The organism is Providencia sp. R33 (assembly GCF_019343475.1).
In the GTDB taxonomy this organism is placed as follows: domain Bacteria; phylum Pseudomonadota; class Gammaproteobacteria; order Enterobacterales; family Enterobacteriaceae; genus Providencia.
In genome coordinates this window covers 2,169,773-2,193,681 of record NZ_CP072453.1, presented here as the reverse complement: position 1 = coordinate 2,193,681, position 23,909 = coordinate 2,169,773, and the positions used below count along the sequence as shown (strand labels likewise).

Genomic DNA, 23,909 nt, shown 5'->3' with positions numbered 1-23,909 from the left:
TTTTACTACAGTTAAAATTATGGGGGCTATGGATGGCTATCTATAAAACGAAGATGTTTAATAATAGTATCAAAAAGATAAATATTAGTGATTTTGAATTGATTAATGCGGCAATGGATGTGTTTGCAGGCCAATATGAAGCCCATCTTGGCGGCGGCGTTATTAAAAAGCGTTTGCCACTACAAGGAAAAGGTAAAAGCGGAGGCGTCAGAACGCTTATTTTTTATAGGCAGGGGCGGCACTTATTTTTTGCTGACGCTTGGCTGAAATCTCGTTTAAATGCAAAAGGAACCAAAGAAATTGAGGACGATACTCTCGAATCTTATAAAGATATCGCGAAGGTACTTTTGCAATTAGATGATGAAAAAATAATGAAAATGCTAAAAGCTAACCTGTTAATGGAGGTTAATTATGAATAATAAAATGAATGAATTACTGCAATTTGCAGAAGACATGGAAGCGGTTGGTGTTACCGATGATAGTGCAGCACGGCGTATTGAAGCTCGAATAAAAGCCAAAGAACTCAAAGCTAAATTTGCCCACCCTAAACCAATGACCGGGGAAGATATTAAGCGCATTCGTGAGCAAAATAATATCTCACAATCTTCCCTTGCGCTGATCTTAAATATGACAAAAGAGAGTGTATCTAAGTGGGAAAGAGGAGAGATTAAGCCTAATGGCGCGGCATTAAGGCTTCTCACAATGATAGATGAGAGAATGTTTATTATTTAATTAATACTATCTAAATAAACTGCTCTGTAAGCTAAATCGAAATCTTCTTACCTAAAACAGGGCGTTTTGATTCTAAGCCATCAGCGCCATAGGTTGATTGATTATTGTGTTTTTTAACGAAATTAAGGCGCTGGTTATTGAGCTCAATATGTAATTGCAGCATTTGATGATTACGATAATTCAGCTCTTTTAGGTCAGTGGTTAACACTTTAATCGCTGCCCATAAACCTGCCAAGGCTGCATCGTCTTCATAGGGGGCGGTCATTTCGCCTTTTGCTTCAAGCTGTAAGCGATGGGTTTCACCATGGCTGATAGCGGCAACCAGAAAGCGTTTTTGCTCCGTCGCTTCTTGAAAAGGGGACGGAGGCACACGGTGATAACCTAACAAAATTTCTTCATTTTTCATCACAATTTGCAGTGATTGTAAATGGGAAAGCTGCTGCTCGAGCAATATCAGTAATTCATCAGTCATAGCGGTTATTTATTTCATTGATAACATACATTCATGGGCATCACGTAAAATGCCATCAGCAATTTTCCCCGTGTCCATGGTCAGGGTGCCATCTTTGATAGCTTGCTTAATTTTTTCAACTTTTGCAGTATCGATATCAGAGGCTTGTGGCTGTAATAATTTTTTCTGTAGCTCACTCGGCGCAAAAGTACTTTCTTTAATGGTGACATCGGCAGCAACTTTTTTATCGCGCATCGGGGCTGCCGCATCTTGAGGATCACGGGTTGTTACCTGAGTCAGCGAAGAAATTGCAGGGGTTTGCTCAATAGCCATAATGTATTTTCCTATTCCCGATTTTTATCATATGAGAGTTATCGGCGTATTTTGTGGGATCTTTAGTGTTTATAGTGTTACAAAATATTGCCTTTATTCGTCATATTTCAAGCCGCCTCTGCGTTAACTTACGCTCATTCGCGCTAGTCACTTACTTATGTAAGCTCCTAGCGACTCATTCACTTGTCGCCTTGATGCGATAAAGGTTTATTTTGAGTGAGTTAACATCAAATACAGACTCGTCATATTCGGTCTTGATGGCATTTATTTTAATGCGATATTAACACTGCCATTCTCTTGTGCTAACCCATTGACCACTTGACCATTGAGTAATCTTACACGAATATTTTGCCCAATGGTGGCATTATTAATGGCGCGTCCCTCATACTTCACCGAGAAATTATCGCCATTAGCAAAAACAAATACGGTTTGACCCGCTTTGATGGCCCACGGTTGTCTTACCATTGATTTGGTAAATGTTTGCCCTGCTGTAATTGTGCGCAGTGCGATTGCACCCCGTAGCGCCATTTTGTCCGTACTGGCACCTGCAGGTAATTTATGGAGCAGGCCTTTTTTTGTGCCAATATCAACAAATTCAATAGTTTCTCCGCGATTTAAATTACGGGTTGAGACATAATATTGCCCCGTGACATTGACCGTAAGTTGTAGAAATTGTTTTTTCTTTCCACACTGTACTGGCACGGACACATTTCCCATATTGCGTCCACCAATTGGTGGGCTAATCTGCGGTTTATCACAGTTTGGCCATTTTTCAATTGGCGTTTTTATCTCAATTGAAACGTGGTTATTTTTGCCATGTACTTGGCGAAAATAGTTGTTGATATCTTGCGGTAGAGACGCGTGAGATAGCGCAGATGTTAAGCTTAATCCACTGATTATCATGCAATAGATTAATTTTTTAAGATTAGCCATCAGGTTGCTGCCTCCTTTATCAACATACTTTTTCACGCTTGCAGTTTACCCACCTCTTTCATAATGAATGAGCCAAATAGGTCAATTATTTTGCCTTTATCCCGCCATTAGATTTTTTAGTAGACCGCTAAGATATGCACGTCGAATTTTAACTTTCGTACTCTCTTGATGGTTTTTTCCTAATTGAGAGAGCGAATATAACGAGCGTTCGTAGTCAACATCGCTTTACATCCATTAAGGATCATCATGATTGATAAATTAAATGCCACGTTTGCCTTCCAGCAGCAGGCGTTGTCAATACGTGAAGCTAGGCAAACCGTTCTGGCTTCCAATATTGCTAATGCGGATACACCAGGTTATCAGGCGCGGGATATTGATTTTAATCGTCAGCTCCAACAAGCAATGGATAGAGGCGCGGTGAATGGCAAGGGTGTGGCACTGGCGGTAACCGCCAAAGGTCATATTGAAGGTCGCGGTATCAAAGCACCAAATATGGATTTGAAATACCGCGTCCCTTACCAAACTTCAATGGATGGTAACACCGTCGATATGGATATTGAACGCAGTCAATTCGCCGATAACACCCTGAAATATCAGGCTGATCTTACATTTATTAATAGCCGCGTTAAAAGCATGTTGGCTGTTCTACAGCAAGGGTAATCATTATGGCCTTACTGAGTATTTTTGACATTTCAGCATCTGCATTAACCGCCCAGTCTCAGCGTTTAAACGTCAGTGCGAGCAACATGGCTAACGCAGAAAGTATCGCGGGACCCGATGGCCAGCCATATCGTGCCAAACAAGTGGTTTTCCAAATGGCACCGCAAGGCCGCCATGAAGTCGGTGGCGTAAAAGTCAGTGAACTGATTGAAGACCCAGCACCACCGCGTATGGAATACAAGCCTGGTCACCCTTTAGCGGATGAAAAAGGTTATGTGCAAATGCCTAACGTGGACATGGTGGGTGAAATGATCAACACCATTTCGGCTTCTCGTAGCTACCAAGCCAACTTAGAAGTGATGAATACAGCAAAAACTTTGCTGCAAAAAACACTGACTATCGGCCAGTAACGGAGGTACGAAATGGGGATTGCAGCCACGATGTACGATTCATTGGATAACACCACCGCGGGACCAGAGCCTGCGGCGAGTAACGTGCCAAAGAAAAGTCAAAGTGACGACATGCGTGACACTTTCTTAAAAATGATTGTGACGCAAATGCAAAACCAAGACCCAACTAAGCCGATGGAAAATACCGACTTAACCAGCCAATTGGCTCAAATTGCCACGCTGGAAAGTATGAACAAACTCAGTGATAACGTGAGTGGTATTTCCCAACAAATCGGCTCAGGGCAATCACTACAAGCGACCGCATTGGTGGGCAAAGGTGTGCTTATCCCTCGCAATGAAATTATTTTAGCCCCACTCAAAAAAGAGAGTTCAGGGGAAAATAGCACAGTAACGAAACCATCGAACCCGTTACCAGATGAAGGGATTAGCCCGAACAGCCCATCGACTGCGGCATTGAGCAATCAAAATACCTCAGAAGAGGGCGGCGAAGAGCCGAAATCTGAATTTATTTCATCGCCATTTGGTTTCTTTTTACCGAAATTGGCCGATAGCGTTGAAATTACCATTCGCGACAAAAACAAAATGGTTGTGCGAACCATCACCTATGACTCTGAAGTCAAACCCGATATTTATGACATGGCATGGGACGGTTTGGACAACAATGGCAACTTAGTCACCGATACGAAAGGGAAATATTACTTTGATGTGAGAGCTATCAGAAACGGGGCTGAAGTTGAAGTCACGAAACTGGGCTATACCCGCGTCAACGGTGTGACACCGGGGTCTGACGCGCCATTATTAGATGTTGGCATTGGGCAAAGTGTACCCCTTAGCAGCATCTTCAAAGTTTACCCTTCTTCTTAATTTTTACCCCCAATACTCATGGAGAAAATATGTCTTTTTCACAAGCAGTCAGTGGCTTAAATGCAGCATCCGCGGGGCTCGATTCAATTGGTAATAACATTGCCAACTCCGCAACCAACGGCTTTAAAGGTGCAACCACCTCATTTGCAGATATGTTTGCAGGTTCTGGTGTTGGCCTCGGCGTTAACGTTGCGGCGGTCACTCAAAACTTTAAAGACGGCCCAATTACACGTACAGATAGACCAACAGACGTGGCGATTTCAGGCAGCGGTTTTTTCCGCGTTCAAGACAAAAATGGCGATACCTATTACAGCCGTGATGGCCAGTTTCTACGCGACAAAAGCGGTAATTTGGTCAATAACCAAGGCATGGTGGTGACAGGTTATCCTGCGAGCGTCGATGAAAAAGGCAATATCACCATTCAAAGCGGTGGTGTCCCTGAAGCGCTAAACATCCCAACAGATATGATGGATGCGAAAAAATCTGAGTTAGCCAAGTTAACCATTAACTTGAACTCAGAAGACAAAATCAAAGATAAAGCCTTTGATATTGACAAGCCTGATGATTCATCAACCTATAATTTCAGCACCACAATGACGGCATACGATAGCCAAGGTAATACCCATGAAATTTCCGTGTATTTTGTTAAAAATGCGGATAACCAATGGACGGCATATGCGAAAGATGCTGGCGATAAATCAGCGAAAGAACTTGGCAAATTAGAGTTCGATGGTAACGGAAAGCTAAAAGACGCGGATAAAGCTTCATTTCCTTTTAATTACAACGGATTAAATGGTGCTGACAACGGTGTTTTAAACGTTGATTTAAGCAAAACTCGCCAACAAAAAGTGAGCGAGTCTTCCGTCAGTGCCATTGATGTTGATGGTTTCCCTGCCGGTGAATACACCAGTTTCAAAATTGAAGATAACGGCTTAATCGTTGCTAACTACTCAAACCAACAAAAACGTGTGGTTGGGCAAGTGGCACTTTCTGCGTTTGCTAACCCGAATGGTTTAGTTTCCCAAGGGGGCAACGTCTGGGCTTCTTCTAATGCTTCGGGTAACCCGATGGATGGCGTTCCAGGCGTGGGTCAATTCGGTAAATTAACCAGTGGCGCATTGGAATCTTCAAACGTGGATATGAGCCAAGAGCTGATCAGCATGATTGTGATGCAGCGTAATTACCAATCGAACGCGCAAACCATCAAAACGCAAGACCAAATGTTACAAACGCTGGTTAACTTACGATAAGCCTAGAGGGTGGCCATGGATCACGTCATTTATACCGCAATGGGTGGAGCACGCCATGCGCTTGAGAACCAAGCGGTGGTTTCCAACAATATTGCCAATGTGTCTACCGCAGGGTTTAAAGCGCAGCTCTCAGCCATGCGCGCTGTGCCCGTGAATGGGGATAGCGCACAAACCAGAACCTTGGTGGTGTCTTCAACTCCCGGCGCAGATATGAGCCAAGGGCCGCTGAACTACACAGGCAAGCCAACGGATGTTGCGTTAAACGATAAGCACTTTTTAGCCGTTGAATTAGCCGATGGGACGGAAGCCTATACCCGTAACGGGAATATCCAAATTTCGGGTGACGGTGAGTTAGTGATTGGCGAGCGCCGTCTTCAAGGGGATGGCGGGCCGATTAACGTTCCTCAGAACGCAGAAATCACTATCGGTATGGACGGTACCATCACTGCATTGCTAGCGACAGATCCGCCTACGATGTTAGGGCAGATTGGTCGCCTAAAAGTGGTAGAAGCACAGCCGCAAGACTTGATCCGCGGGGAAGATGGGTTATTTCATTTATCCCCTCAAGGGCAAGCGACCAACGGCAACGTGTTGCCGCTGAGTGACCGTGCCGTTGTGACGTCTGGTGTGATTGAGGGAAGTAACGTCAATGCCGCAGAAGCGATGGTATCAATGATAGCCAATGCAAGGCATTTTGAAATGCAAATGAAAGTGGTTCGCAGTGCGGATGAAAATGCCCAACGTGCTAACCAATTGCTTGCCGTCAGCTAAATTCAGTAAGGAATAATTATGATCCGTTCATTATGGATTGCAAAAACTGGGCTTGATGCTCAACAAACTAACTTAGACGTTATTTCCAATAACTTGGCAAACGTTAGCACCAATGGTTTTAAACGCCAACGTGCTGTTTTTGAAGACTTAATGTACCAAAATATTCGCCAGCCAGGTGCGATGAGCTCTGAACAAACGTCATTGCCATCAGGGCTACAGCTGGGGACAGGGGCACGCCCTGTCGCCACGATGCGTATTCATGCACAAGGTGCATTGAATAAAACGGGCACCACCACGGATATTGCGATTAAAGGCCAAGGTTTTTTACATGTGCAAATGCCTGACGGTACTGATGCCTATACCCGTGATGGTGCATTACAACCTAACCAAGATGGCCAATTAGTCACCTCCAGCGGCTATCAAATCGTTCCAGCAATTACTTTGCCAGATAACGCAAACAGCTTAACGATTGGGCGTGATGGTACGGTATCTATCACCGTTTATGGCGATAGCCAACCGCAGCAAATCGGCCAAATTACACTGACAACTTTCATCAACGATGCGGGTTTGGAAAGTATGGGGGAAAACCTCTATATGGAAACCGCGAGCTCAGGTGCGCCGAATGAAAGCGCGCCGGGAACTAACGGTGCCGGCCTACTTTATCAAAATATGCTAGAAACCTCGAACGTGAACGTCGCCGAAGAGCTGGTCAATATGATCCAAACTCAGCGCGCTTACGAAATCAACAGTAAGGCTGTTTCGGCATCTGACCAAATGCTTCAGCGTTTAACGCAACTGTAATTGGTTTTGTATCGGCGCTCATCGGGTTTGTTGTGAGCGCCCTATGAAAGACATCTCTTTGGGATGAAACAACGTACACAGCAGCAAAAGAGTAGCATAATGATTGAAAGCGGCCTTATTTCCCAACAGCAAAAAACAGCGTTGCAGATGCGTTTTACTGCACCTAAACAGGTATGGTTACTTGCCGTTTTGGTTTTAGCCACCAGCGGTTGTGCTCACATTCCATCTCGTCCGTTAGTGGATACACAAACGACGGCTATTCCTTCTGCCCCGACAGCACCGTCACCGAACGGTTCAATCTTCCAAAGTGCACAGCCCGCTTATTACGGTTATCAACCTCTTTTTGAAGATAGGCGACCGCGCAATGTTGGCGATATTTTAACCATTAATTTGCAAGAAAACGTCAGTGCGAGCAAAAATTCCTCTGCCAATGCAAATCGCAGCGGCAAAACCGGTTTCCTCGCCGCCATATTGCCCGGCTTTATGCAAGGTTGGATTGGTGGCAATAACACCGAATTGGATATCAAAGGAAACAGTGACTTTAGTGGTAAAGGTGGCGCAAACGCCAATAACACCTTTAAGGGAACCATTACGGTGACCGTCGACCAATTACTGGCGAACGGCAATTTGCATGTGGTGGGTGAAAAACGCATCGCCATTAACCAAGGCACAGAATCTATTCGTTTTTCGGGGGTCGTCAACCCACGAACTATCGGCTCAGACAACCATGTGAGCTCCACACAAGTGGCAGATGCTCGCATTGAATATGTTGGCGATGGCTATATTAACGAATCGCAAAATATGGGCTGGCTACAACGCTTTTTCTTAAATGTTTCGCCTTATTAATTAAACATTAGCGAGTAACGGCCGAGAGAATTCAATGAAAAACAACGTATTAATTTTGCTATCACTGTTTTGCCTTTTTACCTTTTCGGCGCACAGTGAGCGTATTAAAGATTTAACTACTGTTCAAGGTGTACGCGATAACGCCTTGATTGGTTACGGTTTAGTGGTGGGCTTAGATGGCACGGGTGACCAAACCATGCAAACGCCGTTTACCACGCAAAGCTTGAACAACATGCTGTCCCAGATGGGGATCACCGTTCCACCGGGCACCAATATGCAGCTCAAAAACGTGGCCGCGGTGATGGTCACGGCAAAACTGCCGCCTTTTGCGCGCACAGGGCAATCGGTGGATATCGTGGTCTCCTCCATGGGTAACGCCAAAAGCTTACGTGGCGGTACGCTCTTAATGACGCCATTAAAAGGCGTTGATGGGCAAATTTATGCCATGGCACAGGGCAACATCTTAGTCGGTGGTGCTGGTGCGAGTGGCGGTGGTAGCAGCATCAAAGTCAACCAACTGAATGGTGGGCGCATTACTGGCGGGGCAACCATTGAGCGGGAACTGCCAAGCAGTTTTGGCCAAAGTGGCGCTATTAACCTGCAATTAAACGAAGATAGCTTCACATTGGCGCAAGATATCGCGGATGCAGTGAATCGTATGGGCGGAATGGGAACGGCTAGCGCGTTGGATTCCCGTACAGTGCAATTATTAGTACCAGCCAATAACCGCGACCAAGTCCGTTTCCTCGCGCGAGTCCAAGAACTGAATGTTCGCACGCCAATGGCTGAAGCTAAGGTGATATTGAATTCACGGACAGGCTCGGTGGTGATCAACCGTAGTGTGACACTGGAAAGCTGCGCGGTGGCGCATGGCAGTTTGGCAGTCACCGTGGAAAGACAAACCCAAGTTAGCCAGCCAGATACGCCATTTGCGGGCGGGCAAACCGTGGTAACCCGTAACACCAGTGTTGGTGTACAAGATCGTGGCGGCGCATTGCAAAAAGTGAATGCCAGCGTACAACTTAACCAAGTGATCCAAGCCTTGAATACGTTAGGGGCAACACCAAACGACTTAATGTCGATTTTACAAGCGATGGAAAGCGCAGGTTGCTTACGTGCGAAATTGGAGATTATCTAATGGGTGATATGCAGCTATTGCAAGGTGCGGCGTTCGATTTGCAGTCACTGAGTCAGTTAAAGGGCGAGTTGAATAAAAACACGGAGCAAGGGCTGCGCCAAGTCACGCAGCAATTGGAAGCGACATTTGTCCAAATGATGCTAAAAAGCATGCGTGACGCACTCCCGCAGGATGGTCTATTTTCTAATGACCAAACTCGCATGTTGACCAGTATGTATGACCAACAAATCGCCCAAGACCTCTCCCAAAAAGGGTTAGGTTTTGGGGAGATGATGTACCAACAATTGACTCGCGACCAACATACGTCAAGCGTCCCAAATTCCAACAGTTTATTACCATTTGATGAAAAAACGGTGCAATCCTTGCCGCCATTTAATATGGAACAGATGATGCGCCATTTTGCCCCGATGGGGGATGCGCTTTCTGCTCCTTTGCAAAAAATCAAAGCGTTATCACTCAACAGCAGCAACTTTATCAGTCGTTTACTTGAGCCTGCCAAAGCGGCGAGTAAAGACAGTGGCATTTCCCATTTTCTGGTATTAGCGCAAGCGGCGTTGGAGAGCGGCTGGGGGCAACGAGAAATTTTAAAAATGGATGGAAAAACCAGCCATAACTTATTTGGGATTAAAGCTGGGAAAAGCTGGCAGGGGCCTGTCACCAATATCATGACGACGGAAGTGATCAACGGGCAAACGGTTAAAATGCGTGATGATTTCCGTGTGTATGGCTCCTATGAAGAAGCCATCGCAGATTACATCAGTTTATTGACGGATAACCCGCGTTATAAAGACGTCAAAAAAGCGCCAACCCCTGAGATTGCGGCTCGCCGTTTACACCAAGCAGGTTATGCCACCGACCCGGGGTATTCCGACAAATTAATCACATTAATTAACCAGATACGAGGCCATCAACCTGCGGCGAATACCTCAGCATCACGAGCGGTACAGGCCTATACCATCGACTTAAACGATATTTTCTAAAAACATGGAATTTATACGAGTTAGGGCTAAATAATTACGCCGATTTTCCGATAACTAAACATGCTCTAAATAATTTGAGTTGCTATCACCGACATTGTGTCAGCCAATGAACGCGATACGCACCCAGAACAGGAAAGCTTATGCTGAACAATGTAATGAATAATGCGCTCAGTGGTGTGAACGCTGCACAAGGCGGGTTAAGTGTGATTTCTAACAACTTAGCCAACGCAGGTGTAGGGTATTATCACCGCCAAAGTGCTGTTTTCGGGGAGAATCCCGGTACGATGACACCGAGTGGCTATTTTGGTAACGGCACTTATTTCAGCCATGTTCGCCGTGAGTTTGATGAATTTATCAATGCGCAGTACAGCCAAGCTCGTGCTCGCAGTGGTGACTACGAAGCGTACGTTAAGAACTGTAATAAAGTCGATGATTTGCTAACTAATGATATCGAAGATATTTCCAGCAATATTGGCAGCTTCTTCACGTCATTGGATGCGGCGACGAGCGATGCCAGCGATAAAACATTAATTGATGTTTTCCTTGGCAACTCCAATGCGCTGGTGAGTCAATTTAAAGAAGCGGACAGACGCCTGCAAGAAATGGAACGTGATGTTAATCGCCAAATCGAAAACAAGGTGAAAGATATCAATATCTACGCTGAGAAAATTGCCGGTTTAAACCAGCAGATTTCCCGCGTGCGTTCTGTTAGTGGCTCTGAACCGAATGATTTACTCGATGTGCGCGACCGTTTAGTTAACGAGGTCAACTCGTTAATTGGTGTCAAAGTGATTGAGCAAAACGGCAACTATAACGTTACGTTTGCCAATGGCTTACCGTTAGTCACAGGCGAAAAAGCGAACCGTTTAGAAGCTGTCCCATCCTCAAAAGATGACAGCCGCTTTAGCGTTGGTTTCGTTGGTGCAAATGGCCAAGCTCGTGAAATTCCTGATGAATCTTTCCGTGGTGGCGAGCTAAGCGGTATTTTGCGCTCACGCCAAGAGGTTATCGACCCCGCGTATCAAAAACTCAATAAGCTTGCGCTGGTTTTTGCCACCAAATTCAATGAAGTCCACAGCAAAGGCTATGATGCCAGCGGCACAACGGGTGAGAACTTCTTTGAAATCGGTAAAGGTAATGTGGTGAGCAATACCCACAATACAGGCAAAGCCGATTTTGACTTGAAATACAGTGATGTTTCCAAAGTCACGGGCAGTAATTATGAAATTCGCTTTGGTGATGACGGCTGGAATGTGACGCGTTTACCCGAAGGCACGAAAGTCGCTTTAGACGACGACTCAACGGCGACAATGCTGAAATTTGATGGTATTGAAATCAATATCAGCAACAGTAGCGCACAAAAAGGTGATTCATTCCTCGCAAAACCTGTGAATGGCGTGATTAATGGCATGCAAACGCTGATTAATGATGCAAGCAAATTTGCTGGCGCAGGTAGCAAAGACAGTGGCCCAGGTGATAACGAAAACATCAAAGAACTCGTCAAATTACAAGACCAAAAACTGATTGATGGCGGCTCAACGTTTTCTGACTTCTACGCGACACTCGTCAATGATGTAGGAAGCAAAACTAAGCAAGCCCAAATTGACGCTGAAACGCAAAACAAAATGACAGAGAGCTTTTATGAACAAGAGCAAGCCATCTCTGGCGTGAATATGAACGAAGAAAGTATTCAAATGCAGAAGATCACCCAGTTTTTCAACGCCAATGCACAAGTGTTGAAAACCGTGGACGATTTGTTTAATGCGCTGATGCGTGCGTTCTAAGTTTTAGCGACATAATAAGGATTTAGCGATGCGTTTAAGCACAAATATGATTTACCACCAACGCTTACAGGATATGAATAATTCCCAAGCGCGTTGGATGGAAGCAGGTAGCCAATTAGCGTCAGGTAAGCGTGTGGCCAAACCGTCAGATGACCCGCAAGCGTCATCCCAAGCGGTACGAATTAACCAAGCAGAAACCCGCAACCAGCAATATGTTGCCAGCCGTGGGTTTGCGAAAACGGGTATGACATTGCAAATGAGTATTTTGACTCAAATGAACGATGTCACCACGCAAATCGATACCACAATTATTCAAGCCTCTAACCAAGGGGGTTTGAGTGATAAAGACCGCAATACACTCGCTGAGCAATTAACGGGTTTAAAAGAGCAGTTAGTGGGGCTTGGTAATTCCACCGACGGTAATGGCCGCTATATTTTTGCTGGTTTTAAATCGGATAAACCGCCTTTTGAAATTAACGCAGATGGTGATGTGCTCTATCACGGTGGTGATAAAGCGGTGATGCAAAATGTCTCCAGTGACCGTGAAATGACGACATACTTTACGGGTGCTCAGGTATTTGATACAGACAGCAGCAATGTAGTCAATGTTTTCAAAGCATTGAATGCAGGTATCGCAGCCCTGAAAATTCCACAGCAAGACGCACCTCAAGCCGATTTAGACCGCGCTCAAGCAGGGATGGATGAAGCAAACCGCGGCATTAAAGCGGCGCTCGACCAAATTTCCAATATTGAAGCGAAACAAGGTTTACAGTTGCAAGAAATTGATAAATTGGATTTCTTAGCAGACACGCGCTCTATTCAAAATGCTGCACGTAAAAGTGAATTGCTTGAGACCAATTGGACAGGTACCACAACGGATTATTATAAAGAAAAAGCGATGTTTGAAGCTTCACAAAGCATTTTTAAAGATTTAAATAGCATGTCGTTATTCGGTAGCCGTTAATCATCTTAATATTGAGTTCTACTCAACCGCGCTTTGCCGTCATTGGAGCGCGGTTTTTTTTTTTGGGGCTTTCCTCAACTAATGTGAAAACTAAGTTGTGCTATCCTAAATTTACCCTTTATTTCTTTCTCTTTAAAAATGCGACTTAAAACAACACGTTATGAATTCGATGCAAAAAGAAGGTATTTCTCTGTTTTTATCGATAAGGGTTTGTTGTGATTCACTTTAGTTCTGATATTTTATCGTTTACTGCCACATAGGCAGCTTAGAAACAATTTTTGCATTTTTTAGTGCTTCAGAACTCCGTTTACTGCCACATAGGCAGCTTAGAAAAACAATTCCCTGTGCCGCTTGGCATGTAGAAAGTTTACTGCCACATAGGCAGCTTAGAAAATTTACGATAAAGGTAATAATTTTATTAAACTGTTTACTGCCACATAGGCAGCTTAGAAACACCTTATTGCGGAGTTGCTCATCCGGATATTGTTTACTGCCACATAGGCAGCTTAGAAAAAATGGGCGCAGGTCATCAGGTTTATGGTCTTGTTCACTGCCACATAGGCAGCTTAGAAAAGTAAAACAAGGTTACGGAGAGCACGAAAAAGTGTTCACTGCCACATAGGCAGCTTAGAAATGTTGAAACGCGCAATGGTCCATTCGAAGATAGTTCACTGCCACATAGGCAGCTTAGAAAGACTCATAATCGGTAGGTTGCTGGTTCAAGTCGTTCACTGCCATATAGGCAGCCTTTTATCCAATAATTCTTACCTCTAAAAAGTTATTCTTTCCGTGACTTTTGCCAAATGCCTCACAAATTTTACTTTAGTGCTGGTTTTGACTTGTTTCGTGAGGGGAAGTGGATTCTAATTAGACTTAAAACATTCAGTAAATTTATCAATTTAAAAGGATATTAAATCGTAATGGATGGTTTTTTGCCTTCAGATCTCAAAACTATTTTGCATTCCAAACGCGCCAATATGTACTACCTAGAATACTGCCGCGTGATGCAAAAAGATGGCAGGGTGCTGTATTTCACTGAAGCGAAAAATGAAAACCTCTACTTTAATATTCCTATTGCAAATACCACCGTTATTTTACTGGGAACGGGAACCTCGATCACCCAAGCTGCGATGCGAATGTTATCTCAAGCAGGGGTCTTAGTTGGTTTTTGTGGTGGCGGTGGCACGCCGTTATATATGTCCACCGAAGTGGAGTGGATGACGCCACAAGGTGAATATCGACCGACAGAATACCTGCAAGGTTGGTTAAGTTTTTGGTTTGAGGATGAAAAACGCTTATCTGCGGCGAAAAAACTACAACAATCTCGAATTCAATATCTGCAAAAAGTCTGGCAAAGCTCTCGTGATTTACAAAATGAAGGGTTTATTTACCAAGATAACGTGCTGCAAAGTGCATTTTCAACCTTTTATCAACGTACTGAATCTGCAAAAGATACCCAAGAATTACTCCTGACTGAAGCACAATTAACCAAAGCCTTATATAAATACGCTGCGAATAATTCAGGGCAGAAAAACTTTAAACGTCAACACCAAGCCGCAGATAAAGCGAATGCCTTTCTTAATCATGGCAATTACCTTGCCTATGGGTTGGCAGCCAGTTGTTTATGGGTTCTCGGTATTCCCCACGGCTTTGCTGTGATGCATGGAAAAACACGGCGTGGGGCATTAGTTTTTGATGTGGCGGACTTAATTAAAGATGTCATCGTTTTACCATGGGCGTTTATTTGTGCAAAGGAAGAGGCGACAGAGCAAGAGTTTCGCCAACAAATTTTGCAGTCGTTTGTTGATCACCATGCTTTGGACTTTTTATTTGATACCGTTAAATCGATAGCGTTACAAGGCCACACGGAGCAAGCGTCGCAAGGTGCATCCCTATGATGGTGACCTTTATTTCACAGTGCGAAAAACATGCCCTCAAAAGAACCCGCCGCGTGCTTGATGCCTTTGCTAATCGCATTGGTGACAATACATGGCAAACACTGATTACGGAAGATGGCTTGCAGACCGTCAAAAAACTGCTGCGACAAAGCGCGAGCCGGAACACCGCCGTGAGTTGCCATTGGGTACGTTCTCGCTCACGTAGCCAACTATTATGGGTGGTTGGGCAAAAAAATAAATTTAATGAGCAAGGTTTTGTGCCAGTCAATCGAACAGAGAAATCGTTGCTTGGGAGTGAACACGAGAATAATTGGAAATACTTGCCACTAATTAATGCATTAACTCGCCTCGCTGCATTATTCCATGATTGGGGAAAGGCCTCGCAACTTTTTCAGGATAAACTCAATCCGAACTCAAGAATGCATTTTAAAGGTGATCCTTTAAGGCATGAGTGGGTCTCCGTTTTATTGTTTAGCGCATTGGTAAAAAGCCAAAGCGAGCCTAACAATGATGAAAGTTGGATAACAGCGCTGATCACATCTTCATGGAGTGAGCAGCAATTAAAAGTAGGGATACAAGAAAATAAAACCCGAGAAAAACCGTTAACAGCATTGCCTGATGCTGCATCGCTAATAGTTTGGCTGATTGTTTCTCACCACCGATTACCGTTTATTGAAAATCAAGAAAGACGAAATAGCTTTGCGGGTAAAGCATGCGATTCACTCGATAATTTATTGAAAATAATCGATGAGCAATGGGGATATCAAAATAATTATAACCTGCAAGAATATGAAGGCCGTGTGAGCCAATGTTTTGAATTTCCCGAAGGCTTATTAAGCGAATCACTAACCTGGAAGCTTGCAGTGAGCCAAGCGGCGGAACACCTTAAACACCAACTTCCCTTGCTTAATGAAGCGCTGGAAAATGGCTGCTGGCGGTTGGTCGCCCAACAGGCCCGCTTATGTTTAATGTTAGGGGATCACAATTATTCATCTAAAAATGCGGATCCAGATTGGCAATCGCACATTCCGCTCTACGCCAATACCCAACGCCTTGATGGTGTGATGCAGTACAAACAAAAGCTTGATGAGCACTTAGTTAATGTTGCAAAGACGGCGGCGAATGTCACCGAATATTTGCCCTTTTTTGAATCAGAACCGCGACTTGCCAGCGATATCGAAAAGCTGAAACATGACAAAAATGCCACTGGGAAATTCAGCTGGCAAGAGGATGTCGTTAACCATATTTACCAGTATCGAGAAGAGCAACAAGATAAAACTCAAGGCTATTTTATCGTGAATATGGCGAGTACGGGGAGTGGAAAAACCACTGCAAATGCCAAAATCATGCAAGCGCTCTCTGAGGATAAGCAAAGTTTACGTTTTGTTCTCGCGCTGGGTTTACGAACGCTTACTCTGCAAACCGGGGACGAATACCGTGAGCGTTTAGGGATAGCGGAAGATAACCTTGCGGCATTGATTGGCTCTAAAGCGGTGTTAGAACTACACCAAGAAGAAAACGATAAACAGAAAATTATTGAAAAAGAGCACCAATTAGACGAATTCGGTTCGGAGTCCCAAGACAGGCTTTTTGATGATGAAGGGTTAGAACTTAATTGGTTGGCAGAAAGCTGGCAAGGTTGCTTGCCCGAGGATGAGCTTTCAACCGTGTTAACTCGCCCTAAAGACAGGGCTTTGCTCTACGCGCCAGTTCTCGCTTGTACTATTGACCATATCATGGGGGCGACAGAAACCATTCGTGGTGGGCGCTATATTCTTCCTTACCTTCGGTTAATGTCATCAGATTTAGTCATTGATGAGATTGATGATTTCATCGGTGATGATGCTGCGGCTATCGGACGTTTAGTCCATTTGGCGGGAATGTTAGGGCGTAAAGTCATGATTTCATCGGCAACAATCACCCCAACGCTGGCGCTTTTCTATTTTAATGCCTATCAACTGGGTTGGCGAATTCATGCGCTGAGCCAGCAAAAGTCACCTCAAGTGGGCTGTATTTGGGTGGATGAAGGGCAATATAACGAAAAGAAAAACCGATGCACACATTCATGCCAGATAGCAACAATAAACGCGGCTGATGATGAGAAGACTCTTAACTATTACCGCCAATACCACGCCGCATTTATTGAAAGGCGCGTTAAGGCACTAAAATCATTAGTGGCGCGCCGAAAAGCATTTATTGTGCCAATGGAAAAGGGGGGGAATACTGCGCTTCAACCTCAATATTTCGCCCATATTCAGCAAGCTATTCTTGATTTACATCGCAATCATTTCTGTTCTGAAATGCAAACTCAACTGAATGTTTCCTTTGGCGTCGTACGCGTTGCCAATATCCCCGTGTGTGTTGCATTAACCCATTATTTACTTGCGAATGAATGGCCTGAAGATGTGGAAATTCGAACGATGGCGTATCACAGCCAGCAGGTATTGTTGCTACGTCACGAACAAGAAAAACACCTTGATGCAGTATTAAAACGCAAAGAAAAAATGGGAGAGCAACCCGAGGCTTTTCAAAATACCCTTATTCGCCAGCATTTAGAGCAAGTACATCAGCAAGGCAAAGCGAAGCACCTGATTTTTATTCTGGTTGCGACGCCTGTCGAAGAGGTCGGGCGCGACCACGATTTTGACTGGGCGGTGGTTGAGCCTTCTTCTTATCGTTCCATTATTCAGATGGCAGGCCGCGTTAGACGGCACCGTGAGGGTGAGATCTCAAGCCCGAATATGGCGTTGTTGCAATATAACTGGAAAGGATTTCTGGGTAATAAAGGCCAAGATGCCTTCTGCAAACCGGGGTATGAAAATGGCCATCTGAGTTTGCAGCTCACGACTCATGACTTGTACCAGCTGGTGGATGAACAGCAATTACAGCAATCTGTCGATGCAATCCCCCGAATTCAGCCTATTTTAGACTGGGAAAAACAGCAACAGACTAATTTGGCCTGCTTAGAACATGCAGCTATCGAACGGTTGATGGGACGCTCCCCCGAAAAAGCACAGATCAAAACGACGGTTAGAAAACGTTCTTCATTTTTATCAGAAGCGACTGTTGCGAAAAACCGACCAACGACGCTTTGGGGCTATGTGAGTGGGGGATGGTGGATGACAGCACTTCCGCAGCAGTTTGTTTCATTTAGAAGAAGTGCACCAGAGGTACGTTTATCACTCATTTTATCAGCAAAAAATAGACTTCATTTTTGTGAGTACAGCAAAGACAGTGGTTGGGTCGATAACAGTCAGGAATATGGGATTGATTTTCAACCCGTGGCAGCACGATTAACACAGAGATTATGGTTAGTGAGGGATTACCAACAATCGTTAGAAAATAGGGAAAATGAATACCACCAAGCGGAGCAGCTTTCTAAGCGGTACGGTGAAATCAGTTTTTCACCACGCAAAGTGAGTGGGACTCACCTTCACTATAACGACCAATTTGGGCTTAGCACATTTAAAGTTTCCGAGTAAAAATTTAAGTCACAAGGACCATTCACTATGTTAGATCCAGCAATAGAGGCCTTTTTTGCGGAGCGTAAAGAAGGTTGGCTTAAAAAAAATACCAAGGCATCGATGAATGATAATGAAATGCAGCAGTTGCAACAGGAGTGCGACTTGGTTTTTTCGTTAGAACAATGGTTACCAAATGCGGCTAAGCGAGCGGGGCAAATATCTTTATCAACCCACCCTTGCACGTTTAGCCACCCAAGTTCAAGAAAGAACAAAAACGGTTATGTCACCGCGATATTAGCGAACTCTGAGCGGGTTAATGACGGTTTTTTGCGTACTGGGAATGTGGTTGTTGAAACAGACGCATTAGGTAATGCTGCGGCACTTGATGTGTATAAATTTCTCACGCTTAAATTACAAGATAATAAAACATTACTTGCACATATTGAGGATGAAACCCCGTTAGCAAAAGATTTGCTTAATCAAGGCGGTGAAAGTTATCAAGGGCTTCGAGATGGCTTTTTAGCCATGATTACAATAGATGACACGGTGATCACCAGCTCGAAAATCAAACAAGTCTATTTCCCTGTTTGGATGGAAGATACCGAATACCATTTATTATCGCCATTAACGCCGTCTGGGTTAGTTTTTGAATTACGTAAACGCCTTGATGTTATTCGTTTTTCTGAGCAAACCAAAGTGTTGCGTGATTTAAAACGCAAAAGCGAATATAGCGAAACGGGCTATAAAGAAATTTATGGGCTAACGACCATAGGCTTTGGGGGAACTAAACCGCAAAATATTTCGGTATTAAATAACCAAAATGCAGGGAAAGCGCACTTACTCGCCTCATTACCCCCTAAAATTACCCAGCGGCAACGCCGAATGCCCACCCATGATTTCTTTATGAATAGCTTAAATCCTTGGCAGGTAAAAGAAACCTTAGAGGCATTTCATGGGCTAATTAGCTTACCAAAAGAGCAGCGTGGTGGTCGTTTTATTGAGTACCGTGATAGGCGAATTCAGGAGTATATGGATTACCTAATGCTAATGATGTGGGAAGTGCGGCGTGAGTTCGAGCAAAGCAATATCAATTTACCGACGCAGTTACCCAAAGAGCAACAAATCTGGCTATTCCCCAACCAACAACGTAATGATTCAGATGAATGGGTATCTGTGATTATCAACCTGATCACTCAGCAATTTGTGCGACATTACAAAAAAGTGTTGGGGAAAAAAGCCATTCATTTTGGTATCGATGAATTTACGGTAATTGAAGGGATTATTGCGCTAAATAAGGAGCTATTACGATGAGCTCAACTTTTATACTCAAGCTTCCATATATCAAAATCCAAAATGCCAATGCCCTATCAAGCCCGTATACCATTGGTTTCCCTGCAATGACGGCTTGGCTCGGCTTTATGCATGCCCTTGAGCGAAAACTACGAGCGATTGATGGCCTGAATATGCTATTGGATTCAATTGCAGTGATCAGTCATGAATGCGATTTACAAACCTATCGCGGGCCTAATGATTATGTGAGCTCAATTGTGGGGACGGGGAATCCATTAAACAATGATGGGACACGCTCCGCATTTATTGAAGAGGCTCGCTGCCATTTAACGGTGTCGCTACTGATTAAATATGGTGTGGAAAATCAAGGGGAAGCACAAGCACTTCCTGCTGATTCACCTATTTTGCAAACCCTTTATGACTTGGTGCTGACCATGAAATTAGCGGGTGGCGATATTCTTTCTTTAGAAAAGCCATCATCGCACATTGTGCTATCCGAAGACCTCGAAGGGAAATCAAAGCAAAGTTTGCTCAATAGTATCATGCCAGGTTATGCACTAATTGAACGACGTGACTTAATGATTGAGGCAATGGATGAAGGGCAAGATGCCATGGATGCCTTAATTGATTACGTGGCAGTAGAAAATAGATGCGTTGAAATAATCAAAGAAAACGAGGGGAAAACACACTTTGAGTGGCGCAGTCAGCGCAAAACATCAGGCTGGATAGTACCTATCGCAACGGGATATCAGGGGATTTCCCCCTTGGCTCAAGCAAAAAACCAGAGGGATGCGACAACCCATCACAGGTTTGCGGAAAGTATTGTGACATTAGGCGAGTTTATTTTGGTCAATCGCGCTCAGCGTATTGATGACATATTGTGGGAGTATGCTTATGACGAGTCCCATGACCTTTATTTATGCCAACAAGTGGCATCCAAATTGATTTCGAGTGGAGAATAGCTAATGGCGAAGAATAATGATGTAGCATCTGTTTTAGCATTTGAAAAAAAACTGGTTCCATCGGATGGTTATTTTTACGGGACACGCTGGGATGATAAATCGCAATTTGCACCATTATCATTACAAGAAAAATCTGTTCGTGGCACGATTTCAAACCGCCTAAAAGGGGCGGTAAAAAATGACCCACTCAAATTAAACTCAGAGGTTGAGAAAGCTAATTTACAGACCGTTGATGCCTGCGCATTAGGCACTGACCAAGACACCTTAATGCACCAATTTACGCTAAAAATCCTTGGTGGTGTTGAAACACCTTCGGCTTGTAATAATGCACTCTTTAAACAAAGTTATTCAAAAGCGGCGACGGAATATATCGAAAAAGAAGGTTTTCGCGAGTTAGGTCGTCGTTATGCACAAAATATCGCCAATGGGCGCTTTTTGTGGCGCAACCGAGTCGGCGCTGAGCAAATTGAAGTGAATGTGAAAGTGCTTAACCAAGGGCAAGAAGCTCAGTGGGTATTTGATGCGACTCAATACAGCATTCACCAATTTGATAATCAAGATGAAAAAATTGCTCAGCTAGGCGAAAAAATTGCGGCGGCACTCGCGAATCCGCAAGGGGCATTACTGCTGGAAATCACCACCTATTCTCAGTTGGGCAAAGCCCAAGAAGTTTACCCAAGTGAAGAACTGGTGATGGATAAAGGCAAAGGGGATAAAAGTAAAATTCTGTACCACGTTAACGACCATGCGGCGATGCATTCACAAAAAATTGGTAATGCATTGCGCTCCATCGACACATGGTACCCCGCTTATGGTAGCGACAGTGGCGCTGGGGCGATTGCCATTGAGCCTTATGGTGCAGTCACCAATCTGGGCACGGCTTACCGAACACCAAAAGATAATCAGGATTTTTATACACATTTTGATAAGTGGGCTCGAGGCGAAAAATTGGCGCGTGTTGAAGACGAACACTATGTGATGGCGGTGTTGGTTCGTGGTGGCGTCTTTGGCGAAAGTGATAAATAAGGTGGCTTATGAATTATTATCAGGACGTCACCTTACTGCCTGACTCGACGGTTCCTTTGGATTTTCTGTGGCAAAAGGTTTACCAACAAATTCATATTGCGCTGGTGGATAACCAATCACAACAAGGGGAAAGCCCCATTGCAGTTGCTTTCCCTGAGTATGGCAGTGTGGGTTTTCGTTTGGGCAAAAAAATCCGTTTGCATGCCAACACGCAAGGTGAGCTTGAACAACTGGATGTAGCAAAATGGTTAGCGAGGCTAGCGGATTATGTGCATATCAAGTCAATTCAACAGGCTCCCGCGCAATCTGTTTTTGTGAGTTATATTCGGCGCCATGTGAAAGGGAAAAGCCGAATAGAGACGGATATGCAGAAAAAAGCGCAGCTATGGTCGGAAAAAACGGGGCAATCGTTGGAGATCAGTTTAGCGGTGTTATCCAAAAGCAAGCCTAAAGCCAATAACCGCCTACCGTTTATTTGGGTTGAAAGCCTACATGCGAAAAATACAGAGGGAAGTGGGCGACCTTTTCCATTATTTATTGAACGGGTGATGGCGATGAGTGAGCAAAAAGGGCCTTTTAATTGTTATGGCCTAAGCCAAGTTGCGAATGGCTCAGATTTGATTGCGACGGTTCCGCATTTTTAACCTTTGTTTTTGGCTCTTTAAAAATAAGCAGTAAAATCAACAAGCTATATAATTGATGAAATAAAAGGGTATTTTTTAATAAATACCCTTAACTAATTGTTATAGCTTGTTTTTTGTTTTGAGATTTATAGTTCACTGCCGCACAGGCAGCTTAGAAATCAAATAAAAAAGGGAGCCTAAGCTCCCAAATGTTCACTGCCGCACAGGCAGCTTAGAAAATCCCATTGAGCCAGTTTGAGCGCCACTAAAGGTTCACTGCCGCACAGGCAGCTTAGAAACTCTAAAGAACATGTTCGATATGCTTGAGAAATGTTCACTGCCGCACAGGCAGCTTAGAAACCTACAGATTACAATCACTCTGTAGCAGGAGGGTTCACTGCCGCACAGGCAGCTTAGAAAGGTGAAAACAGAAAGCAGCCACAGCGTGATTTAGTTCACTGCCGCACAGGCAGCTTAGAAACAGAACAAGTCACGCAACCTACTGATATTAAAGTTCACTGCCGCACAGGCAGCTTAGAAATTTATAATATTTTGACTCCCCAGCACCCTGAGGTTCACTGCCGCACAGGCAGCTTAGAAACACACACAAGCGAATACATGAAACTCAAGGAGGTTCACTGCCGCACAGGCAGCTTAGAAATTATTATCAATTTGCGCACTATTCATGCCTAGGTTCACTGCCGCACAGGCAGCTTAGAAAAAAACAGAGCTATTTCTTTGTCACTTAAATACCGTTCACTGCCGCACAGGCAGCTTAGAAATCGCCGACTTTTTACACGTTGAGAGATGGTTTGTTCACTGCCGCACAGGCAGCTTAGAAATTTAACATTGCATCTGCCATGCGATAGTAGAAGTTCACTGCCGCACAGGCAGCTTAGAAAAGCCATCTGCCCGTTGTAAGAGGTCACGGACAGTTCACTGCCGCACAGGCAGCTTAGAAATGTCTGTATATGTGTTCTTTCCAGAGTTGATGGTTCACTGCCGCACAGGCAGCTTAGAAATATCTGCATTTTGTTGCTCCTGAATTAACATTGTTCACTGCCGCATAGGCAGCTTAGAAATAGCGGCGCGAGGTGCAATTCAACTCCCCCCAGTTCACTGCCGTATAGGCAGCTTAGAAATGTATTAGCATGAGTAATACATATCCGATTATGTTCACTGCCGTACAGGCAGCTTAGAAAGTTGCATATGACCGTGATAGAGAGAAACAGAGGTTCACTGCCGTACAGGCAGCTTAGAAACCCCTAGAAAGTTTTCCCCTCTTCCCCAAAATGTTCACTGCCGCACAGGCAGCTTAGAAATTTCGGGTCATCTTCTTTCACTTTGAATCGTGGTTCACTGCCACATAGGCAGCCTAGTACTACGGCTTAGAAGGCCGTTGCTCATAATAAAATCTATTTATCCTATCCTATTAGCTGATCAATTATTAACTTTGCCTATCAATAATTGATATTTATTTAAGCGAATTTCTTGATTAGGTTAGTGATGTGTTTAACACGAAATACATCTTGTCACTATCTCGTAATAGCTTAGAAATGAAACAAGATGCGGGTATTTATCGCTGCCATGCAGGCAGCTTCAACTACAGCAACAACCCTGAAACAAGAAACGGGTTTTAACAGTTTAATAAGGGGGAATTATATGGAAATCATCATCAATTTTTCTTGGTTTACGTTAATTATCAGGTTCAAAAAAGGGTTCTGATAAT

General features: G+C 44.1%; 23 protein-coding genes and 2 CRISPR repeat arrays. Of the genes, 20 read left to right on the top strand and 3 right to left on the bottom strand.

Translation table 11 applies throughout. The annotated features are described in order from the left end of the window. Positions 1 to 32 precede the first annotated feature (32 nt). Together J6836_RS10445 and J6836_RS10440 are read left to right on the top strand one after the other, a co-directional pair. Positions 33 to 419, top strand: a complete 387-nt coding sequence (locus J6836_RS10445; RefSeq protein WP_219249091.1) for a type II toxin-antitoxin system RelE/ParE family toxin — start codon at positions 33 to 35, stop codon at positions 417 to 419. Continuing rightward, entirely contained in the window at positions 412 to 732 is a 321-nt protein-coding gene (locus J6836_RS10440; RefSeq protein ID WP_219249089.1) for a helix-turn-helix domain-containing protein, read from the top strand. Before J6836_RS10445 ends, J6836_RS10440 begins: the two co-directional genes overlap by 8 nt. Before the next feature lie 31 nt (positions 733 to 763). Here the strand turns inward: J6836_RS10440 and J6836_RS10435 are convergent, their stop codons facing one another. The 3 genes from J6836_RS10435 to flgA all read right to left on the bottom strand — a co-directional run bounded on the left by J6836_RS10435 (position 764) and on the right by flgA (position 2,419). Continuing rightward, entirely contained in the window at positions 764 to 1,204 is a 441-nt protein-coding gene (locus J6836_RS10435; protein ID WP_219249087.1) for a flagella synthesis protein FlgN, read from the bottom strand. 9 nt (positions 1,205 to 1,213) lie between these two features. Continuing rightward, entirely contained in the window at positions 1,214 to 1,516 is a 303-nt protein-coding gene (gene flgM / locus J6836_RS10430; protein ID WP_219249085.1) for a flagellar biosynthesis anti-sigma factor FlgM, read from the bottom strand. A gap of 264 nt (positions 1,517 to 1,780) precedes the next feature. Further along, the gene (gene flgA / locus J6836_RS10425) at positions 1,781 to 2,419 is read right to left on the bottom strand and encodes a flagellar basal body P-ring formation chaperone FlgA (protein WP_374445398.1); all 639 of its coding nucleotides are present in this window, start codon (positions 2,417 to 2,419) and stop codon (positions 1,781 to 1,783) included. Positions 2,420 to 2,695: 276 nt separating this feature from the next. Here flgA and flgB point away from each other — a divergent pair, with 276 nt between their 5' ends. The 18 genes from flgB (at position 2,696) to J6836_RS22750 (ending at position 23,820) form a co-directional block, all read left to right on the top strand. Further along, entirely contained in the window at positions 2,696 to 3,109 is a 414-nt protein-coding gene (gene flgB, locus J6836_RS10420; protein ID WP_219249081.1) for a flagellar basal body rod protein FlgB, read from the top strand. A gap of 5 nt (positions 3,110 to 3,114) precedes the next feature. Further along, the gene (gene flgC / locus J6836_RS10415) at positions 3,115 to 3,519 is read left to right on the top strand and encodes a flagellar basal body rod protein FlgC (protein WP_047755990.1); all 405 of its coding nucleotides are present in this window, start codon (positions 3,115 to 3,117) and stop codon (positions 3,517 to 3,519) included. A gap of 12 nt (positions 3,520 to 3,531) precedes the next feature. After that, positions 3,532 to 4,383: a flagellar hook assembly protein FlgD gene (locus tag J6836_RS10410; protein WP_219249079.1), complete on the top strand. Its 852-nt coding sequence runs from the start codon at positions 3,532 to 3,534 to the stop codon at positions 4,381 to 4,383. Positions 4,384 to 4,412: 29 nt separating this feature from the next. Next, positions 4,413 to 5,633 (top strand): flagellar hook protein FlgE, encoded by a 1,221-nt coding sequence (gene flgE / locus J6836_RS10405; protein WP_219249077.1) that lies wholly within the window; start codon positions 4,413 to 4,415, stop codon positions 5,631 to 5,633. Between the two features lie 15 nt (positions 5,634 to 5,648). Further along, positions 5,649 to 6,404, top strand: a complete 756-nt coding sequence (locus J6836_RS10400; protein WP_219249075.1) for a flagellar basal body rod protein FlgF — start codon at positions 5,649 to 5,651, stop codon at positions 6,402 to 6,404. Between the two features lie 18 nt (positions 6,405 to 6,422). Further along, complete coding sequence (gene flgG / locus J6836_RS10395; protein ID WP_219249073.1) at positions 6,423 to 7,205, top strand: flagellar basal-body rod protein FlgG; 783 nt, start codon at positions 6,423 to 6,425, stop codon at positions 7,203 to 7,205. Between the two features lie 147 nt (positions 7,206 to 7,352). Beyond that, positions 7,353 to 8,051, top strand: a complete 699-nt coding sequence (locus tag J6836_RS10390; protein ID WP_425299632.1) for a flagellar basal body L-ring protein FlgH — start codon at positions 7,353 to 7,355, stop codon at positions 8,049 to 8,051. 34 nt (positions 8,052 to 8,085) lie between these two features. Beyond that, positions 8,086 to 9,189: a flagellar basal body P-ring protein FlgI gene (locus tag J6836_RS10385; protein WP_219249072.1), complete on the top strand. Its 1,104-nt coding sequence runs from the start codon at positions 8,086 to 8,088 to the stop codon at positions 9,187 to 9,189. Next, positions 9,189 to 10,169: a flagellar assembly peptidoglycan hydrolase FlgJ gene (gene flgJ / locus J6836_RS10380; RefSeq protein WP_219249070.1), complete on the top strand. Its 981-nt coding sequence runs from the start codon at positions 9,189 to 9,191 to the stop codon at positions 10,167 to 10,169. The genes J6836_RS10385 and flgJ overlap by 1 nt, the downstream gene beginning before the upstream one ends. 140 nt (positions 10,170 to 10,309) lie before the next feature. After that, entirely contained in the window at positions 10,310 to 11,953 is a 1,644-nt protein-coding gene (gene flgK, locus J6836_RS10375; protein WP_219249068.1) for a flagellar hook-associated protein FlgK, read from the top strand. Between the two features lie 28 nt (positions 11,954 to 11,981). After that, positions 11,982 to 12,917: a flagellar hook-associated protein FlgL gene (gene flgL / locus J6836_RS10370; RefSeq protein WP_219249066.1), complete on the top strand. Its 936-nt coding sequence runs from the start codon at positions 11,982 to 11,984 to the stop codon at positions 12,915 to 12,917. 244 nt (positions 12,918 to 13,161) lie between these two features. Beyond that, a CRISPR array of direct repeats spans positions 13,162 to 13,611; the repeat unit is 28 nt; unit sequence GTTTACTGCCACATAGGCAGCTTAGAAA. 226 nt (positions 13,612 to 13,837) lie between these two features. Beyond that, positions 13,838 to 14,815 (top strand): type I-F CRISPR-associated endonuclease Cas1f, encoded by a 978-nt coding sequence (gene cas1f / locus J6836_RS10365; protein ID WP_219249064.1) that lies wholly within the window; start codon positions 13,838 to 13,840, stop codon positions 14,813 to 14,815. Beyond that, positions 14,812 to 18,297, top strand: coding sequence for a type I-F CRISPR-associated helicase Cas3f (gene cas3f / locus J6836_RS10360; RefSeq protein WP_219249063.1), 3,486 nt, complete (start codon positions 14,812 to 14,814; stop codon positions 18,295 to 18,297). The genes cas1f and cas3f overlap by 4 nt, the downstream gene beginning before the upstream one ends. Positions 18,298 to 18,324: 27 nt before the next feature. Further along, positions 18,325 to 19,590, top strand: a complete 1,266-nt coding sequence (csy1, locus tag J6836_RS10355) for a type I-F CRISPR-associated protein Csy1 (RefSeq protein ID WP_219249062.1) — start codon at positions 18,325 to 18,327, stop codon at positions 19,588 to 19,590. Then, entirely contained in the window at positions 19,587 to 20,531 is a 945-nt protein-coding gene (gene csy2, locus J6836_RS10350) for a type I-F CRISPR-associated protein Csy2 (protein WP_219249060.1), read from the top strand. Before csy1 ends, csy2 begins: the two co-directional genes overlap by 4 nt. A gap of 3 nt (positions 20,532 to 20,534) precedes the next feature. After that, positions 20,535 to 21,557: a type I-F CRISPR-associated protein Csy3 gene (csy3, locus tag J6836_RS10345; RefSeq protein WP_219249058.1), complete on the top strand. Its 1,023-nt coding sequence runs from the start codon at positions 20,535 to 20,537 to the stop codon at positions 21,555 to 21,557. Between the two features lie 8 nt (positions 21,558 to 21,565). Next, entirely contained in the window at positions 21,566 to 22,201 is a 636-nt protein-coding gene (gene cas6f / locus J6836_RS10340) for a type I-F CRISPR-associated endoribonuclease Cas6/Csy4 (protein WP_219249056.1), read from the top strand. Positions 22,202 to 22,331: 130 nt separating this feature from the next. Then, a CRISPR array of direct repeats spans positions 22,332 to 23,562; the repeat unit is 28 nt; unit sequence GTTCACTGCCGCACAGGCAGCTTAGAAA. 126 nt (positions 23,563 to 23,688) lie between these two features. Further along, the gene (locus J6836_RS22750) at positions 23,689 to 23,820 is read left to right on the top strand and encodes a hypothetical protein (RefSeq protein WP_255586383.1); all 132 of its coding nucleotides are present in this window, start codon (positions 23,689 to 23,691) and stop codon (positions 23,818 to 23,820) included. The last annotated feature ends 89 nt before the right edge of the window (positions 23,821 to 23,909 follow it).

Bases quoted from the DNA above. Each gene is read 5' to 3' on its own strand.
- J6836_RS10445 (WP_219249091.1), top strand. From the start codon at position 33: ATGGCTATCTATAAAACGAAGATGTTTAATAATAGTATCAAAAAGATA.
- J6836_RS10440 (WP_219249089.1), top strand. From the start codon at position 412: ATGAATAATAAAATGAATGAATTACTGCAATTTGCAGAAGACATGGAA.
- J6836_RS10435 (WP_219249087.1), bottom strand. From the start codon at position 1,204: ATGACTGATGAATTACTGATATTGCTCGAGCAGCAGCTTTCCCATTTA.
- flgM (WP_219249085.1), bottom strand. From the start codon at position 1,516: ATGGCTATTGAGCAAACCCCTGCAATTTCTTCGCTGACTCAGGTAACA.
- flgA (WP_374445398.1), bottom strand. From the start codon at position 2,419: ATGATAATCAGTGGATTAAGCTTAACATCTGCGCTATCTCACGCGTCT.
- flgB (WP_219249081.1), top strand. From the start codon at position 2,696: ATGATTGATAAATTAAATGCCACGTTTGCCTTCCAGCAGCAGGCGTTG.
- flgC (WP_047755990.1), top strand. From the start codon at position 3,115: ATGGCCTTACTGAGTATTTTTGACATTTCAGCATCTGCATTAACCGCC.
- J6836_RS10410 (WP_219249079.1), top strand. From the start codon at position 3,532: ATGGGGATTGCAGCCACGATGTACGATTCATTGGATAACACCACCGCG.
- flgE (WP_219249077.1), top strand. From the start codon at position 4,413: ATGTCTTTTTCACAAGCAGTCAGTGGCTTAAATGCAGCATCCGCGGGG.
- J6836_RS10400 (WP_219249075.1), top strand. From the start codon at position 5,649: ATGGATCACGTCATTTATACCGCAATGGGTGGAGCACGCCATGCGCTT.
- flgG (WP_219249073.1), top strand. From the start codon at position 6,423: ATGATCCGTTCATTATGGATTGCAAAAACTGGGCTTGATGCTCAACAA.
- J6836_RS10390 (WP_425299632.1), top strand. From the start codon at position 7,353: ATGCGTTTTACTGCACCTAAACAGGTATGGTTACTTGCCGTTTTGGTT.
- J6836_RS10385 (WP_219249072.1), top strand. From the start codon at position 8,086: ATGAAAAACAACGTATTAATTTTGCTATCACTGTTTTGCCTTTTTACC.
- flgJ (WP_219249070.1), top strand. From the start codon at position 9,189: ATGGGTGATATGCAGCTATTGCAAGGTGCGGCGTTCGATTTGCAGTCA.
- flgK (WP_219249068.1), top strand. From the start codon at position 10,310: ATGCTGAACAATGTAATGAATAATGCGCTCAGTGGTGTGAACGCTGCA.
- flgL (WP_219249066.1), top strand. From the start codon at position 11,982: ATGCGTTTAAGCACAAATATGATTTACCACCAACGCTTACAGGATATG.
- cas1f (WP_219249064.1), top strand. From the start codon at position 13,838: ATGGATGGTTTTTTGCCTTCAGATCTCAAAACTATTTTGCATTCCAAA.
- cas3f (WP_219249063.1), top strand. From the start codon at position 14,812: ATGATGGTGACCTTTATTTCACAGTGCGAAAAACATGCCCTCAAAAGA.
- csy1 (WP_219249062.1), top strand. From the start codon at position 18,325: ATGTTAGATCCAGCAATAGAGGCCTTTTTTGCGGAGCGTAAAGAAGGT.
- csy2 (WP_219249060.1), top strand. From the start codon at position 19,587: ATGAGCTCAACTTTTATACTCAAGCTTCCATATATCAAAATCCAAAAT.
- csy3 (WP_219249058.1), top strand. From the start codon at position 20,535: ATGGCGAAGAATAATGATGTAGCATCTGTTTTAGCATTTGAAAAAAAA.
- cas6f (WP_219249056.1), top strand. From the start codon at position 21,566: ATGAATTATTATCAGGACGTCACCTTACTGCCTGACTCGACGGTTCCT.